General features: G+C 73.0%; 18 protein-coding genes, 1 other RNA gene and 1 pseudogene. 8 read left to right on the top strand and 12 right to left on the bottom strand.

The window, feature by feature from the left end; translation table 11 throughout:
* Positions 1–4: 4 nt before the first annotated feature.
* Positions 5–637, bottom strand: coding sequence for a response regulator (locus tag ACFV9W_RS07695; RefSeq protein WP_385757055.1), 633 nt, complete (start codon positions 635–637; stop codon positions 5–7).
* A 322-nt stretch (positions 638–959) separates the two neighbouring features.
* On the opposite strand from ACFV9W_RS07695, the gene ACFV9W_RS07690 reads away from it, so the two are divergent.
* Genes ACFV9W_RS07690 through ACFV9W_RS07680 form a run of 3 tightly spaced genes read left to right on the top strand, consistent with a single transcriptional unit; the run spans position 960 to position 3,918 of the window.
* Entirely contained in the window at positions 960–1,814 is an 855-nt protein-coding gene (locus ACFV9W_RS07690; protein WP_385756623.1) for a MaoC/PaaZ C-terminal domain-containing protein, read from the top strand.
* Between the two features lie 40 nt (positions 1,815–1,854).
* The gene (locus ACFV9W_RS07685) at positions 1,855–2,931 is read left to right on the top strand and encodes a Zn-dependent alcohol dehydrogenase (RefSeq protein ID WP_385756622.1); all 1,077 of its coding nucleotides are present in this window, start codon (positions 1,855–1,857) and stop codon (positions 2,929–2,931) included.
* A 48-nt stretch (positions 2,932–2,979) separates the two neighbouring features.
* Positions 2,980–3,918, top strand: a complete 939-nt coding sequence (locus ACFV9W_RS07680; RefSeq protein ID WP_385756620.1) for a 3-oxoacyl-ACP reductase — start codon at positions 2,980–2,982, stop codon at positions 3,916–3,918.
* 82 nt (positions 3,919–4,000) lie between these two features.
* Here ACFV9W_RS07680 and ACFV9W_RS07675 read toward each other — a convergent pair whose 3' ends face one another.
* A complete protein-coding gene (locus ACFV9W_RS07675) occupies positions 4,001–4,171 on the bottom strand; it encodes a hypothetical protein (RefSeq protein WP_385756618.1) in 171 nt (56 codons plus the stop codon).
* A 55-nt stretch (positions 4,172–4,226) separates the two neighbouring features.
* The gene (locus ACFV9W_RS07670; RefSeq protein ID WP_385756616.1) at positions 4,227–5,387 is read right to left on the bottom strand and encodes a hypothetical protein; all 1,161 of its coding nucleotides are present in this window, start codon (positions 5,385–5,387) and stop codon (positions 4,227–4,229) included.
* A 200-nt stretch (positions 5,388–5,587) separates the two neighbouring features.
* Here ACFV9W_RS07670 and ACFV9W_RS07665 point away from each other — a divergent pair, with 200 nt between their 5' ends.
* The 3 genes and pseudogenes from ACFV9W_RS07665 to ACFV9W_RS07655 all read left to right on the top strand — a co-directional run.
* A complete protein-coding gene (locus ACFV9W_RS07665) occupies positions 5,588–6,448 on the top strand; it encodes a Nif3-like dinuclear metal center hexameric protein (RefSeq protein ID WP_385756614.1) in 861 nt (286 codons plus the stop codon).
* Positions 6,445–7,188: a zinc ribbon domain-containing protein gene (locus ACFV9W_RS07660; protein ID WP_385757052.1), complete on the top strand. Its 744-nt coding sequence runs from the start codon at positions 6,445–6,447 to the stop codon at positions 7,186–7,188. The genes ACFV9W_RS07665 and ACFV9W_RS07660 overlap by 4 nt, the downstream gene beginning before the upstream one ends.
* Before the next feature lie 97 nt (positions 7,189–7,285).
* Positions 7,286–7,921 (top strand): annotated as a pseudogene (locus tag ACFV9W_RS07655) (histidine phosphatase family protein); the annotation flags it as partial.
* A 7-nt stretch (positions 7,922–7,928) separates the two neighbouring features.
* Here ACFV9W_RS07655 and eda read toward each other — a convergent pair.
* On the bottom strand, positions 7,929–8,573 hold the full coding sequence (gene eda, locus ACFV9W_RS07650; RefSeq protein ID WP_385756612.1) for a bifunctional 4-hydroxy-2-oxoglutarate aldolase/2-dehydro-3-deoxy-phosphogluconate aldolase: 645 nt from the start codon (positions 8,571–8,573) through the stop codon (positions 7,929–7,931).
* 73 nt (positions 8,574–8,646) lie between these two features.
* Positions 8,647–9,438, bottom strand: coding sequence for a peroxide stress protein YaaA (yaaA, locus tag ACFV9W_RS07645; protein ID WP_385756610.1), 792 nt, complete (start codon positions 9,436–9,438; stop codon positions 8,647–8,649).
* 93 nt (positions 9,439–9,531) lie between these two features.
* Here yaaA and ACFV9W_RS07640 point away from each other — a divergent pair, with 93 nt between their 5' ends.
* A complete protein-coding gene (locus ACFV9W_RS07640; protein ID WP_385756608.1) occupies positions 9,532–10,977 on the top strand; it encodes an RNB domain-containing ribonuclease in 1,446 nt (481 codons plus the stop codon).
* Here ACFV9W_RS07640 and ACFV9W_RS07635 read toward each other — a convergent pair.
* Together ACFV9W_RS07635 and ACFV9W_RS07630 are read right to left on the bottom strand one after the other, a co-directional pair.
* Positions 10,928–11,740: a hypothetical protein gene (locus ACFV9W_RS07635; RefSeq protein WP_385756606.1), complete on the bottom strand. Its 813-nt coding sequence runs from the start codon at positions 11,738–11,740 to the stop codon at positions 10,928–10,930. The two genes, ACFV9W_RS07640 and ACFV9W_RS07635, sit on opposite strands and share 50 nt — an antisense overlap.
* On the bottom strand, positions 11,737–12,501 hold the full coding sequence (locus ACFV9W_RS07630; protein WP_385756604.1) for a MerR family transcriptional regulator: 765 nt from the start codon (positions 12,499–12,501) through the stop codon (positions 11,737–11,739). The genes ACFV9W_RS07635 and ACFV9W_RS07630 overlap by 4 nt, the downstream gene beginning before the upstream one ends.
* An 84-nt stretch (positions 12,502–12,585) precedes the next feature.
* Between ACFV9W_RS07630 and rnpB the strand changes: the two genes are divergently transcribed.
* An RNA gene (gene rnpB, locus ACFV9W_RS07625) (RNase P RNA component class A) lies at positions 12,586–12,994 on the top strand.
* A gap of 30 nt (positions 12,995–13,024) precedes the next feature.
* Here rnpB and ACFV9W_RS07620 read toward each other — a convergent pair.
* The 5 genes from ACFV9W_RS07620 to ACFV9W_RS07600 all read right to left on the bottom strand — a co-directional run bounded on the left by ACFV9W_RS07620 (position 13,025) and on the right by ACFV9W_RS07600 (position 17,011).
* Entirely contained in the window at positions 13,025–13,819 is a 795-nt protein-coding gene (locus ACFV9W_RS07620) for a hypothetical protein (protein WP_385756602.1), read from the bottom strand.
* 151 nt (positions 13,820–13,970) lie between these two features.
* Positions 13,971–14,450: a hypothetical protein gene (locus ACFV9W_RS07615; RefSeq protein WP_385756600.1), complete on the bottom strand. Its 480-nt coding sequence runs from the start codon at positions 14,448–14,450 to the stop codon at positions 13,971–13,973.
* A gap of 44 nt (positions 14,451–14,494) precedes the next feature.
* Positions 14,495–15,400 (bottom strand): glycosyltransferase family 2 protein, encoded by a 906-nt coding sequence (locus ACFV9W_RS07610; protein ID WP_385756598.1) that lies wholly within the window; start codon positions 15,398–15,400, stop codon positions 14,495–14,497.
* A 47-nt stretch (positions 15,401–15,447) separates the two neighbouring features.
* Entirely contained in the window at positions 15,448–16,392 is a 945-nt protein-coding gene (locus ACFV9W_RS07605; protein ID WP_385756597.1) for a GrpB family protein, read from the bottom strand.
* A 55-nt stretch (positions 16,393–16,447) separates the two neighbouring features.
* The gene (locus ACFV9W_RS07600) at positions 16,448–17,011 is read right to left on the bottom strand and encodes a DoxX family protein (RefSeq protein WP_385756594.1); all 564 of its coding nucleotides are present in this window, start codon (positions 17,009–17,011) and stop codon (positions 16,448–16,450) included.
* Positions 17,012–17,072: the final 61 nt, after the last annotated feature.

The raw sequence follows: 17,072 nt of genomic DNA, 5'->3' as shown, positions 1-17,072 counted from the left end.
CCCGTCACAGCCACCCCTTCTCGGCGGCCACCCCCAGCGCCTCTGCCCGGTTGCGCGCCCCCGTCTTGCCGATCGCCGACGACAAGTGGTTGCGCACGGTCGACTCCGACAGGTGCAGGCTCGCGGCGATGTCCGCCACCGCCACCCCGTCCGCCGCCGCCCGCAGCGCGTCCGCCTCGCGGGCCGTGAGCGGGCTCGGCCCCGCCGGCAGCGCCGCCGCGGCGAGCGCGGGGTCGACGACCGTCTCGCCGCGCAGCACCTTGCGGATCGCCTCCGCGAGCTCCTCGACGGGCCCGTCCTTGACGAGGAACCCGGCGGCGCCCGCCGCCATGGCCCGTCGCAGATGACCGGGCCTGCCGAACGTGGTGAGGATCAGCACACGGCAGTCCGGCACCTGGTCACGCAGCTCGGCGGCGGCGTCGAGCCCGCTGCGGCCCGGCAGCTCGATGTCGAGGAGTGCCACGTCGGGCCGGCGTTCGAGCGCCGTGTCGACGATGACGTCACCGGTGCCGACCTGGGCGACGACCTCCAGATCCGGTTCGAGCCCGAGCAGCAGCGCGAGCGCGCCGCGCGTCATGCCCTGGTCCTCCGCGAGGAGCACGCGAATGCACTTGGTGGGCCGGTGGTCCTGCGGCATCTCGGTCACACCCCGAGATTACGGTCAGCCCGGCCACCCGGCGCCCGGGTCGGCGCGAGTGTCGGGCACGGGGGCGGGAGCCGGGGCGGGCCGCGGCCGCACCGCGTCCCGCGGCGCCGCACCGAACAGTTCGACGCCGCGCGTCTGACGTACCGTCAGAAATGTGTGCCACGGCCCTTCCCAAGCCATGCGCTCTTGGCTATACATGGGGCGCCGGGGGAAATGGAACAGGTTCTACCCGGCCCGTGACGACCTCGGTGCGGCCGACGGTGCGGACGGTCGCACCGAGGTCTTCGACCAGCCTTAGGGAGCGTTTGCCTCTATGCCCATCGACGCCGCGAAGGCCGTAGCCGCAGAGCCCAGGTCCGCCGAGATCACCTGGGACCACAAGGACATCCAGCTCTACCACCTGGGCCTCGGCGCGGGCGTCCCCGCCACCGATCCCGACGAGCTGCGCTACACGCTCGAGTCGAAGCTGCACGTCCTGCCGAGCTTCGCGACCGTCGCGGGCGCCGGGATGGGCGTCGTCGGCGGACTGTCCGCGCCCGGCATCGAGGTGAACCTCGCGCACGTGCTGCACGGCGGCCAGACCATCGAGCTGCACCGCCCGATCCCGGTCAAGGGGAAGGCCACGACCACCTCGCGGGTCGCGGCCGTCTACGACAAGACGAAGGCGGCCGTGCTCGTCCTGCGCAGCGAAGTCGCCGACGCGGACGGCCCGTTGTGGACCAGCGACTCCCAGATCTTCGTACGGGGAGAGGGCGGCTTCGGCGGCGAGCGCGGCCCCTCCGAGCGCCTGGAGATCCCCGAGCGCGCGCCGGACCGCACCGTCGAGCGGACCATCCGCGAGGACCAGGCCCTCCTCTACCGGCTCTCCGGCGACTGGAACCCGCTGCACGCCGACCCGGAGTTCGCCAAGCTCGCCGGCTTCGACAAGCCGATCCTGCACGGCCTGTGCAGCTACGGGATGACGCTCAAGGCGGTCGCGGACACGGCCCTCGGCGGCGACGTTTCCCGCATCACCCGCTACAGCACGCGCTTCGCCGGAATCGTCTTCCCCGGCGAGACGCTGCGCGTCCGCATGTGGGAGCAGCCGGGCCGGGTGCAGGTCACGGTCACGGCGGTGGAGCGCGAGGACGCCCCCGTCCTCGCCGACACGGTCGTCGAGCACAGCTGATTCCACCCGTACGCACGTCCACGCGAAGGAGCCGCACGCCATGCGAGCAGCCGTACTGCACGAGATAGGCCAGGACAAACTCGAGGTACTGGACGACGTCGAGGCGGTCGGCTTCGGCCCGGGCAAAGTGCGGGTCCGGCTGCGCGCCACCGGCCTGTGCCACTCCGATGTCTCCGCGATGAACGGGGTGCTGCCGCAGCCCGCCCCCTTCATCCCAGGACATGAGGGCGCGGGCGAGATCGTCGAGGTCGGCGACGGCGTCACGAACCTGACGCCGGGCCAGCGGGTCCTCATGTGCTGGCTGCCCGCCTGCGGCGTCTGCCCCGCCTGCAAGCGAGGCCAGACCGAACTGTGTCTCGCCGGATTCATGAACGCGGGCACCCCCAACTTCAAGCGCCCCGGCGGCGACGTCTTCGGCTTCGCCGGTACCGGCACGTTCACCGAGGAGGTCGTCGTCAACGCGGCCTGCGCCGTGCCGATCCCCGACGACGTGCCCTTCGACATCGCCGCGCTCATCGGCTGCGGCGTCACCACCGGGCTCGGCGCCGCGATCAACACGGCGGACGTGGCGGCGGGTTCGTCGGTCGCCGTCATCGGCTGCGGCGGCGTCGGCATCTCCGCGATCCAGGGCGCCCGGCTCAAGGGCGCGGCGGAGATCGTCGCCGTCGACCCGGTGGAGTCGCGGCGCGAGTCCGCCCTCAAGTTCGGCGCGACGAAGGCGATCTCCCCGGACGAACTCGCCGACGCCAAGCAGAACATCACCGCGGGCGAGGGCTTCGACTACGTCTTCGAGGTCGTCGGCAAGTCCGCCACCGCCCGCACGGCGTACGAGACGACGCGGCGCGGCGGCACGCTCTGCGTCGTCGGCGCGGGCGCCATGGACGACTTCCTCCAGCTCAACATGTTCGAGCTGTTCTTCGACGAGAAGAAGATCCTGCCGTCGATGTACGGCGGCGGCGACGTCCTCCAGTCCTACGAGCGCGCCATCGCCCTGTGGCGTGCGGGCCGCATCGACCTGGAGTCCCTGATCACGCACCGGGTGCCGCTGGCGGAGATCAACGAGGCGCTGGACCAGATGCGGACGGGCGTCGCGCTGCGGACCTGTATCGAGCTGTAGGCCGGGCATTTCACGTCGCGGCGCACACGAACCAAGGGAGCCGACCGCATGTCAACCCCGCTCAACGGCCGCACGGCCATCGTGACCGGCGCCGGCCGCGGCCTCGGCCGCGCCGAAGCCCTCGAACTCGCCCGCCTCGGCGCCAACGTCGTCGTCAACGACTTCGGCCAACCCGGCCGCGACGGCTCCGGCGAGGCGACGACAGGCCCCGCGGAGCAGGTCGTCGCGGAGATCGAGGCCGCCGGCGGCACCGCCACCGCGCACACCGGCGACGTCGCAGACCACCAACAGGCAGAAGAACTCGTCCAGTTGGCGATCGACACGTACGGCCGCCTCGACATCCTCGTCAACAACGCCGGCATCCTGCGCGACCGCATGATCTTCTCGATGACCGAGGAGGAGTGGGACTCGGTCATCCACGTCCACCTCAAGGGCCACTACAACACCAGCCACTTCGCCGCCCGCCACTGGCGCGAGGCGTCCAAGGCCGCGGGCGGCCCCGTGTACGGGCGCATCATCAACACCTCGTCCGAGGCCTTCCTCGCGGGCTCGGCCGGGCAGCCCAACTACGCCGCCGCGAAGGGCGGCATCGTAGGACTCACCACCTCCACGGCGCTCGCCCTCGCCAAGTACGGCGTCACCGCCAACGTCATCTGCCCGCGTGCCCGCACCCGGATGACGGAGGACGTCTTCGCCGGGTTCGCCGAGCCGGAGGACGGGCTCGACCCGCTCGCGCCCGAACACGTCGCCCCGCTCGTCGGCTACCTCGCCGCACCGGCCGCCGCGAACGTCAACGGCCAACTGCTCGTGGTGCACGGCGGCATGGTCGCCGTCGTCGACCGGCCCAGGGTGCAGGCCAAGTTCGACACGGCCAAGGACGCATTCACGTACGAAGAACTCGACGCACTGCTCACCCCGCACTACAAGGACCGGCCCCCGAACGAGACGTTCGCGGCGGCCGAGGTGCTCGGTCTCAAGCACGGCTGAGGACCGCCCGCGGACACCACTGAGGGGCCCGGCATCCGCCGGGCCCCTCAGAGATACGTTTCCTCACATCGAGTGTCGAGCGTTACGCCTCGTCCGCGCGCGCTCCACGATGCCGCCCGCGCGGCCTCGACTCCTGGTCGCCGCCCATAGTGGGCGGCGAGGACACCTGGCCGCGGTGGCGACCCGAACCGGCCCGCGCCAGGCGCGCCGCCTCCGTGTCGACCTCGACATCCGTGCCGTTGCCTTCCGCCATCGGAACATTCACCCCGTAAACACGTACAAGATCCTTCAATTGCAGCCGGGCGAGTCTAACGGTCCGTCCCACGGCCGCCGAGGGGTGCCTGCGCCAGTGGGACGGGGCGTGTCGCGGCGGGCTCCGGGGGTGCGGATTCCGCCTTTGGTTCCCGCTGTTCCGGGCCGGGTTCGGGCACCGGGAGCCGCGCCAGTCCGCACGGCGTCTCCTCGGTGACGTACGGGAGGGAGAGCACCCCGTCGCGCGAGAAGAAGCCGCTGCCCGAGAGCCAGCCGCCGGGCGCCGCGACCTGGTGCATCCGGCCCTCCGCGGGCCGCCACAGGCCGAGCCACGGGGCGCCGCCCTCCGCGCTCTCGACGCGCAGCGCCACCGCGCAGCCCTCCGGCATCAGCGACTGGCCGGGCTGGATGGCGAACGGCGTCAGCTGGCAGTCCGCGAGGCGCAGCGAATCCGGGAAGCGGATCGGCAGCGTACTGCCCAACACACCCCAGCCGAGCCGCAGTTCACCCGGTGTCGGGGCGTCCGAGCGGAGCAGGATCAGTCCGCTGTCGAGGTCGGCGAGGAGCAGCCGGTCCTCGCTCTCCTCCGCGATCTGCAGAAGCGGGGAGACCTCGCCGCCCCGGTCCAGGTCCACCACCACGGTCTTCACCGGGCCGCCGCCGTCCGCGTCGGGCAGGGCCCGGTCGAGCGCGAGCAGCCGCGCCTCGCGGGACAGCCAGACCCCGCCCGAGCAGCGCCCCGGCACCTCGGCGAGCAGCTCGGGGCCGGCTCCGGCGCCCGCCACCTGCCAGACCGCGGTCGACTCCTCGCCGACCGCGAGGCCGTAGGCGCACCGCCCGTCGGGCGCGGGCGGCAGCAGGGTCAGCTCCTCGCACTCCACGGCCCCGAGCGGCACCTCGCCCGTGCCGGGACCCGTCGGGTAGAGCAGCGAGAACATCTGGCGTCCCGCCGCGGCGCGCTGGATCAGCACCCGGCCGTCGGTCAGGGGCAGCACGGCGGTGCCGGGCTCCTCGGGCTGGTTGCCCGGCAGCGGGACCGCGTACGGCTCGGGTCCGTCCAGGGTCCAGCGCTCCGGGAACCAGGAGTCCTCGCTCGCGTCGTGCCGGGCGAGCCGCGCCGCGTACGACGCGTCCATCGTGAGCACACATCCGGTGTGCGGCGGTCGTGGCGGCACTTCCGGCGTATCCGGCGTGGGTTCGGTGGCCAGGGCCGTCATGGATCAGTCACCTCCGCTTGTTCGGGCCGACGCTAGTTTTCGCACGAACCTCCGTGGCACCTCGCGCCCGCCGTTTCACACGAAAGGTGGGCCATGCCCCGAATTGGCTGTGAACCGCGAGTCCCTTGTGCTCTCCTGCGCCCCTCCTCCGGTACGGCCGGGCTTGGGGGTGGGGCGGGCCGCGCAGGTAACCTGTCTGCGTGCCCCGTCTGTCTGAAGTAACCACCGCCCTCGAAGCCCTCTGGCCCCCGGCCCTCGCCGAGGGATGGGACGCGGTCGGCACGGTCGCCGGGGACCCGGACGCCGAGGTCGGCCGGGTCCTGTTCGCCGTCGACCCGGTCCAGGAGATCGTCGACGAGGCCGTCGAGCTCGGCGCGGACCTGCTGGTCACACACCACCCGCTCTACCTGCGCGGTACGACGACGGTGGCGGCGTCCACGTTCAAGGGCCGCGCCGTGCACACCCTGATCAAGAACGACATCGCGCTGCACGTCGCGCACACCAACGCCGACAAGGCCGACCCCGGCGTCTCCGACGCGCTCGCGGGCGCCCTCGACGTCCGCGTCGTACGACCGCTGGTCCCGGACCCCACCGACCCCGCGGGCCGCCGCGGCCTCGGCCGGGTCTGCGAGCTCCAGCACCCGCTGACGCTGCGCGAACTCGCGGGCCGCGCCGCCGACCGGCTGCCCGCCACCGCGCAGGGCATCCGCGTCGCGGGAGACCTCGACGCGACGGTGCGTACGATCGCCGTGAGCGGCGGCTCCGGCGACAGCCTCTTCGACGAGGTGCGTGCGGCAGGCGTCGACGCCTTCCTCACCGCGGACCTGCGCCACCACCCGGTGAGCGAGGCCCGCGAGACCACGCCTCTGGCGCTGCTCGACGCGGCGCACTGGGCCACCGAGTGGCCCTGGTGCGAGCTGGCCGCAGCTCAGCTCGACGAGATCTCCGACCGCGAGGGATGGGGCCTGCGGGTCCACGTCTCGAAGACGGTCACCGATCCCTGGACCGCCCACGCGGCGTCCAACCCCCAGTCTGTTTCTACTTTTGGAGCCCCCAACTGAACGCCGCGCCCGCCGACCAGATCCGTCTGCTCGACCTCCAGGACCTGGACACCCGCCTCCAGCAGCTCGCGCACAAGAAGAAGTCGCTGCCCGAGCACGCCGAGATCGAGTCGCTGACCAAGGACCTCACGCAGCTGCGCGACCTGCACGTCGCGGCGACGACCGAGGAGAGCGACTGCGCCCGCGAGCAGACCAAGGCCGAGCAGGACGTCGACCAGGTCCGCCAGCGTGCCGCCCGCGACCAGAAGCGCCTCGACTCCGGCGCGGTCACGTCCCCCAAGGACCTGGAGAACCTGCAACGCGAGATCGCCTCGCTCGCCAAGCGCCAGGGTGACCTGGAGGACGTCGTCCTCGAGGTCATGGAGCGCCGCGAGTCCGCGCAGGAGCGCGCGGGCGAGCTGGCCGAGCGGCTCTCCTCGGTGCAGGCCAAGGCCGACGACGCGACGTCGCGGCGCGACCAGGCGACCGCGGCCATCGACGCCGACGTGGCGTCGGTGACCAAGGAGCGCGAGGTCGTCGCCGGGTCGATCCCGGCGGACCTGCTGAAGCTGTACGACAAGCTCCGCGAGAAGGAGGGCGGGGTCGGTGCGGCGAAGCTGTTCCAGCGGCGCTGTGAGGGGTGCCGGCTCGAGCTCAACATCACGGAGCTGAACGAGGTGCGCTCCGCGGCGGCGGACTCCGTTGTGCGGTGTGAGAACTGTCGGCGGATTCTGGTGCGGACGTCTGAGTCTGGCCTGTAGGAATGTTGCGGTCCCACGGTGTTGCGGTCGCGGGGCTCTGCCCCGGACCCCGCGCCTCAATCGCCGGCGGGGCTTGATTTTGCCCGCCCAGGCGCAAGGAGCGCCCGACCTCAGTGCCCCTGCCACCTTTCTACTGCTTCGGCATGGGGAGACTGCGCTCACTCCTGAGAAGAGGTTTTCCGGGAGTGGGGGCGGGGACCCCGAGCTGTCCGAGGTTGGGCGGGCGCAGGCCGCTGCCGCCGCCGCGGCGCTGGTCGGGCGTGGGATTGACGTAGTCGTCGCCTCGCCGCTCAAGCGGTGTCGGGAGACCGCCGAGGTCGTCGGTGCGCGGCTGGGGCTCGGTGTGGAGGTCGACGACGGGCTCCGCGAGACGCACTTCGGGGCGTGGGAGGGGCTCACGTTCAAGGAGGCCGGGGCGCGGTACCCGGACGATCTGAACGCCTGGCTCGGCTCGTCCGATGCCGCACCGCCCGGCGGGGGCGAGAGTTTCGCCGAGGTCGCGGAGCGGGTCGTGGAGGCGCGGGACCGGCTGACGGCGGCGTACCGGGGGCGCACCGCCCTGCTGGTCAGCCATGTGACGCCGATCAAGACGCTGGTGCGGCTCGCGCTCGGCGCGCCCGCCGAGGCGATGTTCCGCATGGAGCTCGCGGCGGCGTCCCTGACCACGGTCGCGTACTACGCGGACGGGAACGCGAGCGTGCGCTGCCTCAACGAGACAGCGCACCTGAGCTGACGAGGTACTAGCGGAGGCCGCTCGCCTCGCGGGCCAGGGACTCGATCCGGTCCCAGTCCTTCGCCGCGATGGCGTCGGCCGGAAGCATCCAGCTGCCGCCCACGCAGCCGACGTTCTTGAGCGCGAGGTAGCCGGGCGCGTTGGCCGGGGAGACGCCGCCCGTCGGGCAGAAGCGGGCCTGCGGCAGGGGGCCCGCGAGGGACTTCAGGTACGCGGTGCCGCCTGCGGCCTCCGCCGGGAAGAACTTCATCTCGTGCACGCCGCGCTCGATCAGCGCCACGACCTCGGACGTCGTCGAGACGCCGGGCAGGAACGGCACCCCGGACCGCTTCATCGCGTCGAGCAGCGTGTCCGTCCAGCCGGGGCTGACCAGGAAGCGGGCGCCCGCGTCGACCGAGTCGGCGACGTTCGCGGGCGAGATCACGGTGCCCGCGCCGACGACGGCGTCCGGCACCTCCGCGGCGATCGCCCGGATCGCGTCGAGCGCGGCGGGCGTGCGCAGGGTCACCTCGATGGCGGGGAGGCCGCCCGCGACGAGCGCCCGCGCGAGCGGCACCGCGTCGGCGATGTCCTCCACCACGACGACGGGGACGACGGGGGCGAGATCCAGCACGGAGGCGGAGCCGGCAGAGGCGGCGGCAGTCGAGGTCATGGGGCCATCCTGCCCCGGTGCATGCAGCATGCGCAAAGGGCGTTGCGCATGCTGCAACCGGCGGTGTCGCGGGTCAGTGGATCTCGTCCACCAGGACGTCCAGGCTCCACGGCCGGCCGGCCTTCGACGGCTCCTCGACCTCCACGACGTACCCGAGCCCGCGCAGCACGTCGACCAGCTCCGCGGGTCCGGCAGGCGCGGCGCCCGCCTCGAGGAGCGAGCGGACGATCCGGCCCTTGGTCGCCTTGTTGAAGTGGGAGACGACCTTGCGGGTCGGCGCGTGCAGCACCCGCACCGTCGCCGTCCGCTCCGCCACCGTGCCGTCCGAGGCCTTCGGCTTCCACGCGCTCGCGTACGCCGACGAGCGCAGGTCGAGCACGAGCCCGTCCCCGGCCGCCTCCGGCATCACCTCGGCCATCGGCTTCCGCCAGTACGCGCCCAGCGCGCCGAGCCCCGGCAGCTTCACGCCCATCGAGCAGCGGTAGGAGGGGATCCTGTCCGCGATGCCGACCGCGCCCCACAGGCCGGAGAAGACGAGCAGGGACTTCGCCGCCCGCTTCTTCGCCGCCGCGTCCAGGGAGGCCAGGTCCAGGGCGTCGTACAGGACACCCGTGTAGATCTCGCCCGCCGGGCGCGCGCCCGCCGTGCGCAGCTCCGTGTTCTTGGCGATCTCGCCGCGCAGCCCCTCGCTCAGACCGAGCACCTCGCGCGCCTTCTCCTCGTCGGCGGCACACAGCTCGACCAGCTCGTCCAGGACGGCCGCCCGCGCCTGCGCGAGGCCCGGCAGGGACAGCCCTTCCGGCTTCAGCGGCGCCCCGCGTCCGGAAGCGGCCTTACCCTCCGACGGCGGCAACAGCACAAGCACGGGGCACTCCTCAAGCACGTACGGGAACAGAAGACGATCGGCGCACCAGCCTACGGCGTGCCGACCGCGCCACCCGGTCCTACGCTTCATGGCATGCCCCGTCGCCACCTCCGTGTGACCGGCGCGGCGCGGGAGCCGCTCGGCGCCGTGCTGCGCGAACTGCGTACGAAGCTGGACGTGCCCGGCGAGTTCCCGGCCGATGTGCTCGCGGAGGCGGAACAGGCCGCCGCGGAGCCGCCGTGGCTGCCGGACCGCGACGAGACGGCGATCCCGTTCTTCACCATCGACCCGCCCACGTCGACCGACCTCGACCAGGCCATGCACCTGTCCCGGCGCCCCGGCGGCGGCTACCGCGTGCGGTACGCGATCGCCGACGTCGCCGCGTTCGTCGCTCCCGGCGGCGCCCTCGACGCCGAGGCGCACCGCCGCGTCACCACCCTCTACTTCCCCGACGAGAAGGTGCCGCTGCACCCCACCGTGCTCAGCGAGGGCGCCGCGAGCCTGCTGCCCGGCCAGACCTGCCCGGCCGTGCTGTGGACGATCGACCTGGACGCCGACGGCCGCGCCGAGTCCACCGACGTCGACCGCGCCCTCGTCCGCAGCCGCGCCAAGCTCGACTACGCGGGCGTGCAGCAGGCCATCGACGACGGGACCGCCGAGGAACCGCTCGCCCTGCTCAAGGACATCGGGACGCTGCGCGAACAGCTGGAGGTCGAACGCGGCGGCATCTCGCTCGACGTGCCCGAGCAGGAGATCGTCGCGGGCGACACCGCGTACGAACTCGCCTACCGGGCCCCGCTGCCCGCCGACTCGTGGAACGCCCAGATCTCCCTGCTCACCGGGATGGCCGCCGCCGAGCTGATGCTCACCGCGGGCACCGGCATCCTGCGCACCCTGCCCACCGCTCCCGACGGCGCGGTCGGACGGCTGCGCCGCACCGCGAAGGCCCTGCACATCGAGTGGCCGCATCACGTGCCGTACTCCGACCTCGTGCGCTCGCTCGACCCGCGGGACCCGCACCACGCCGCGTTCCTCCAGGAGTGCACGACGCTGTTGCGCGGCGCGGGCTACACGGCGTTCAGCGGGGGCGAGCCCCCGGCCCTCGCCACGCACGCCGCCGTCGCCGCGCCCTACACCCACTGCACGGCCCCGCTGCGCCGCCTCGTCGACCGCTACGCGTCCGAGCTGTGCCTGGCCGCATGCGCGGGGCGCGGCGTTCCCGAATGGGTCCTCACGGCCCTGGACGAGCTGCCGAAGGAGATGGCCGAGGGCACCCGGCGGGCCAACACCGTGGAGCGCGAGTGCGTCGACATCGTCGAGGCCGCGCTCCTCAAGCACCGGGTCGGCGACGTCTTCGACGCGGTGGTCGTGGACGTCAAGGAACGTCAACCCGCCAACGGGACCGTCCAGTTGACCGATCCCGCCGTCGTCGCCCGAATCGAGGGCGCCGCGACCGCGCTGCCGCTGGGGGAGCGGCTGCGGGTCCGGCTCACGCAGGCGGACCCGGGGTCGGCGAAGGTGCTGTTCGCGCCCGCGTGAGCTCCAGGGTGCGGGCGAGCGCGTCCGGATCCTCCGCGTGCAGGCGCACGAGGCGGACGTCCCGGGGCCGGCCGAGGAACGTGAAGTGCCGTACGGGTTCGGCGAGTTCGATGGTGATGCTGGTCTGGGCGCCGATGTCCAGGTTCAGCTCACCCTCCTTCGCCTCGTGCGTGTACTTGTTCTCGCGGCGCACCGCCGTGATCCGCTCCAGCGGTATCCGCAGGTCCACGAGGATGCCCCGGCGCACCCGCAGGATGCCGTCCGACAGCACGTGCGGGCGGGTCACGGCGGCGGCGTGCAGGCCGAGGATCCACACCACCGTGTAGACGTCGAGGAACAGGACGACGTGGTGGAGCGTCGGCCAGTCGCGCAGCAGCGCCCACATCCCGAAGGACTCGACGACGCACACGAACGTGATGCCGTACATCATCACGGCCTGGCCCCGCGCGTACGGGAAGGCGTCGGCGCCGGCCGGAACCCCGTGCGGTCGCCGCGCCGCCCACCGCAGCAGGCTCGTGAACACCCGCAGCTCGTGCCCGACCATCCGGCGGACCTTGGCGGGGACGACCTCCCGCACGGCGTCCCGGCCGCCCCGCCGGTACAGCACCGCGAGACCGCAGGCCTCGACGACGAGCACCGCGACGACCGCCGCCTCGACGGCGCGCGGCGGCCGCGTGCCCGCCAACAGGAAGCCGGTGACGACGAGTTCGCAGACCAGGGCGGCGTAGGCGAGGACGCGCAGCGCCGTCCGCAGGCCCGTCATGGCGCACCGCCCTCGGCGGCCATCCGCAGTGCGAGCCGGACGGCCTCGGCCTGGGCGGGGGAGAAGTCGGCGAGGAAGGTGTCGAGCAGGGTGTTCCCCTCCGCGAGCGCCTCGCCGGTCGGCAGGTCCGGCGGCACGCACGCGGCCAGCGCCCGCGCCGCCCCGGCCACCCGGGGGTCGTCCACCGGGGCGTCGGCGAGCGCGTCGAGCCGTGCGTACACGTCCCGGGCGGCCGTGAGGGCGTCCGGGCCGGACAGGGCGGGCAGCAGCACCGACATCAGGTGCTCGCGGTCCTCGGGCGGCGCCGCCGTGTCGATGAGGGCGAGCACCTCGCGGTCCTTCGCGGCCATCGGCGAGTCCCGCAGCTCGTCCCCCAACTCGCCGAAGAACGCGCTCAGTTCCGGGGACAGCGGGCCGTCGGAGGGCAGCCGCCCGCGCTCGGCGTCCGAGAGCAGCGCCCGCAGCCGGGTGCGCCGCTCATGGATGGCCGTCTCCTGTCGTGCCAGGTCCGCGTCCAGCTCGGCGAGCACCTCGACGAGGTCGCGCCCCGCGTCCTCCGCGAGTACGTCCCGCACCTCGGGCAGCCCGAGCCCCAGCTCGGTCAGCCGCCGGATCCGGGCCAGCTCGATGGCGTGCCGCAGTCCGTACTCCCGGTACCCGTTGCCGAGTCGCTCGGGCTCGGGCAGCAGTCCGAGGTGGTGGTAGTGCCTGATGGCACGTGTGGTGACGCCGACGATCCGGGCCAGCTCTCCGATCCGCATGACCTCAGTAGAAACGTTGACGCTACGGCAGGGTCAAGCGGACGGGGTCCTCCGGACCGGCAGGTAGGATGGCCGGACGGCAGACGAGCCGGGCGGGCGGCCGCGTGGGGTTCTCCGGAACCTCCCGAGGAACGTCCGGGCTCCACAGGGCAAGGTGGTGGCTAACGGCCACCCGGGGTGACCCGCGGGACAGTGCCACAGAAAACAGACCGCCGGGGACCGCAAGGCCCTCGGTAAGGGTGAAACGGTGGTGTAAGAGACCACCAGCGCCTGAGGCGACTCAGGCGGCTAGGTAAACCCCACCTGGAGCAAGGTCAAGAGGGACCGCCTCTTCGGAGACGGTTCTGCGCGGACGATCGAGGGCTGCCCGCCCGATGTTCGCGGGTAGACCGCAGGAGGCCGGTGGCAACGCCGGTCGTAGATGGATGGCCGTCGCCCCGACGACCGCGAGGTCCCGGGAGCACAGAACCCGGCGTACAGCCCGACTCGTCTGCCCCTTCCCCGCCCCGCCCCCCATGCGGCGTCAGAGCGCCGCGCCGTGCGTCGAGCGGATCTGCTGGCGCCGGTGCTCCCGCTTCTCCTGGCGGCGCTGCTTGCGCTTCTTCGGGGCCCGCTCCGTGTCGTCGTCGTTGTCGTCCGTGTCCTCCTCGGCCCCGGCGTCCCGCTGCCCGGCGGGCTCCCGTACGAGGGAGTCGTCGAGGAGGTCCTCCGGCGGGGCCGGGAGGGACGCCGTCCACTCGGCGGACTCGCGGGTCGTGCCGTTCACCGCGGGGCTCAGGCGTATGCGGAGGTCGTCCAGGGCTCCCGCCGGGACGCGGAAGGCGTAGGTGGCCGTACGCGTGCGACGGCGGCGCACCTCGCTGTGCAGGCCGGCGAGGATGTCCTGGTCGGCGTCGAACGAGCGGGCCGCGGGGGCATCGCCCGCCCACATCTGCACGCGGGCGGTGAGGTGCATCCGCGTCGCCGCCTTCGCCCGGCGCAGCGCGTCGGTGTGCTCCTTGGTGTGCTGGTCGACGGCCCTGGTGTGCGCGGCCTCGCTGGAATAGCCCCTGCGCGGCGCGCGGCGCGGGTGCTCGGCGTGGTGCGCACGCATGGCGCGGCGCACGCCCGGGGCCGTGTTCTTCACGCGGACCGTGAAGCGGACGTACGTGTCGCCTTCCTCGTGGTCCCGGTCCAGATAGGTGGGCGCGAAGGGTTCGAGGTCGTCGACCGTCGCTTCGAGGCCGCTGTCGAACGCGGCGGGTTCGCCCACTTCCAGGGCCGTGGTCGGTTCGGCCTCTTCGGCTGTGCCGGTGGTGTCGTGGCCGTTCGAGGACATGCGCCCGCCTTTCGCGAGGGGAAGGGTTATGTCCAGTATGCGAGTAATGGTGATGTAAGCGTGTGCTGTGCTGACGTCTGTGTTCACGCGTGAGCAGGGAGTCACGGGTGCTGACGCGAGACCCGGGGTGATCCGGCCGGGCCGGGCCGGGTCACCGGGGGAGGACGTGAGGGCGGGACGCCGCGATGAACTGGTGGATCAGGCCGCGCGACTCGTCCCGTACGACGCGGAGCTCCTCGCGGTCGCCGGCCGTGAGGACGCGGTCGACGGACGCCATCGCCTCGCGGGCGAGGGCGGTCAGGGCCGGGGCCTCGGTGAGCAGTTCGACGCGGAACATCGCCTCCATGGCCGCCGTCCTCAACCGCTGGGCCTCGCGCCGCAGTTCGTGGACGTCGGCCGTCTCGCCCGGCCGGTCGACGTGCTCGGGGAACCAGCGGTCCAGCTGCCCCCGCCGGTAGTTGGCGAGCGCGCCGCCGAACGCGCAGTAGGCGTCGATGCGTTCCTGGCGCAGCCGCTCGGCGCGCGCGAAGTCCTGGCCGCGGGCGGCCGTGCGACCCTGCAGTACGTGGCTCAGGCCCGCGCCCAGCAGGGTGCCGAGGACCGCGATGACACTGGTGGCGACGACAATCATGGGGCCAGCGAAGCACCTGAGCGGGCGCGCCGGCCCCCGTACGGTCAGATCAGTGGCGGGCGGCCGAGCCGCGTCATCCGCCACACCGTCCGCCAGCGCATCGGGCGGCGCTCTCCGGCGGACGCCCGCAGGCCCTCCGCGAAGCCGCCCGCCCACGCGCGCAGGCCGCCGAGCGAGCGGGTGCGCAGCAGCGTGATGCCCGTCCACACCGCCAGGTACAGCGGGATCAGCGGGAGGGGCAGGCGGCGGCGGGCCAGCCACACCCGGTTGCGGGCGGTCATCCGGTGGTAGACGGCGTGCCGGGCCGGGGACGTCTTCGGGTGCTGGAGCAGGAGGGCGGGCTCGTAGAGCACCTTCCAGCCGGCGTCGAGCGCCCGCCAGGCGAGGTCGGTCTCCTCGTGCGTGAAGAAGAAGTCGGCGGGCCAGTCGCCGGTCTCGTCGAGCATCTTCATCGAGAAACCGTGCGCGCCGCCGAGGAACGCGGTGACGAGGCCGCGCTTCATCGGGTCCTTCGCCCGCAGCCGCGGCACATGGCGGCGCTGCGTCTCGCCGAGCTCGTCGGCGATCCGGAAGCCGACGATGCCGAGCGCCGGGTCCTCGGCGAACAGGCGCTGGATGGTCGAGAACACATCGGCGTCGACGAGCAGCCCGTCGTCGTCCAGCTCCACGGCCACGTCCACGTCGCCGAACTCGCGCAGCCGGGCGAGCGCGACGTTGCGGCCGCCGGGGCAGCCGAGGTTGTCGTCCAGCTCGACCGTCGTGACCTCGAACGGGTAGCCGGGATAGGCGGGCAGCGCCGTACCGTTGCCGATCATGACGACGCGGGTGGGCACCGCATCCTGCTTGGCCACCGATTCCAGGAGGGCGTCGACGTCCTTGGGCCGGTTGCCCATGGTGACGATGGCCACACCCAGGCGCGGGAGTTCGGTGCTTCGGTGCCTGTCAGTCATGGCGGCGATGGTAGCCGTTCACCTTGTGCGCCAGGCCCGCGCGGGGTTCACGGGTGCGGGCGCCAGCCGGTGGCCTCCGCCCACTGCTCCGCGACGACCGCGACGAGGTCGACGACGGGATCCTTCACGTCGGCGTACGTGCCGGTGTCGGGCACGTTACCGGCGAGCACCCGCTTGAAGCGCGCGTACGCCGGGACCGCGTCGGGCGTGGCCCGCAGCCAGTCCCGGAACAGCAGCGCGAGCCGTTCGTTCGGCGAACCCGCCCTGCGCACATGGAGGTTGACGTCCGAAGCGTTGCCGCCCCGCCGCGACCAGTACCGCTTGGCCCAGTCGGCCGGGTCCTCGTCGGCCTCGCGGCCCGCCGGTACATGATCGCGCAGATACGGCGCCCGTTCAAAGCCGAGAGCGGCCAGCGGGGCATCGAAGGCGGCCGCGGCCCCGTCCAGGTCGGCGACGCTCACCTGCACGTCGTAGATGTCCTTGGCGGCCATGCCGGGCACGGACGTCGACCCGATGTGGTCGACGTGCAGGGCCGCCGGGCCGAGACGCTCCCGCAGCAGGGCGCACAACTCCCGCCCGCCGACGGCCCATTCGGTGTCGTGCGGAACGACGACGGGCTTCGCGTCGTCGGGCGCCGCGTCGGGCGCCGTGTCGGCCTTCGCGTCGAGCGAGCGGTCCGCCACCTTCGCCACATGGGCGTGGAGTGTGCCCCGCGGGTCGGGTGCCACGGTGCCGAGGGCGACCAGCGCCGTCACCACCACGTCGCACAGCTCCGACTCGACGTCGCCCCAGGAGTGGCTCAGGCCCTTGCGCGGGTTCTGGCCGATCGCGCCGATCACCGCCTCGGAGACCTCGCCGACCTCCTCCGAGAGCTTCAGCATCCGCAGGAGGAGGGCCTCTTGGGGCGGGCGGCCGTTGTTGTCGTCGAGCCAGGACCGCAGGCGGTCGATCGTCGCCCACAGGGCGTCGTCGGAGTCGGGGTTCGTCGTCACGAGCGACGAGGGTAGAGGGTCGCGGACGGGGTGCGCCGACGGGTTGCCGGGCGGGCTATTCCTCTTCCTTCTCGTCCTGTCCCGCGGCCACCTGCTTGTTGCGGGACGACACCACGGCCAGCGCCGCCGCGCCCGCCCCGACGAGCGCCGCGGGCACCATCCAGTGCCGGTCGAGCCGGTGGCCGAGCGCGTGGTCGAGGGAGTAGCGGCCCGCGCCGGTCACGGAGAGGCCCGCCGCGACGAAGCCGAGGAACGCCGCGTACTCGTAGCCGCCGTTCTGTGCGAAGAAGCCGTTCGGCGCGTGCACCGCGGCCGCGCCCGCCATGGTTCCGGCGGCGGCCGCGCCGCCCACCGGCGTCGCGAGCCCGAGCGCGAGCAGCACCCCGCCGCCCGCCTCCCCGAGCCCGGCGGCGATGGCGCTGGCCTTGGGCGGGTGGTACCCCATGGCCTCCATGCCGGCGGCCGTGCCGGACACCCCGCCGCCGCCGAACCAGCCGAGGAGCTTCTGCGCGCCGTGCGCGGCGAGCACCCCGCCGGTGCCGACGCGCAGCGCGAGCAGCCCGAGGTCGCGGCGCCCGGGGCAGGACTTACGAGACGTACGAAAACGTGAGCAGGTCATGACCTCACCGTCCGGCACTCGTCCGGCCCGCACCTGGTGCGCAGGCCCGTTCGAGTGACCC

It is taken from the genome of Streptomyces sp. NPDC059897 (assembly GCF_042730865.1).
Taxonomy (GTDB): Bacteria; Actinomycetota; Actinomycetes; order Streptomycetales; family Streptomycetaceae; genus Streptomyces.
Note: the sequence above shows the minus strand (reverse complement) of the source record. Positions and strands in the feature narration are given on the sequence as shown.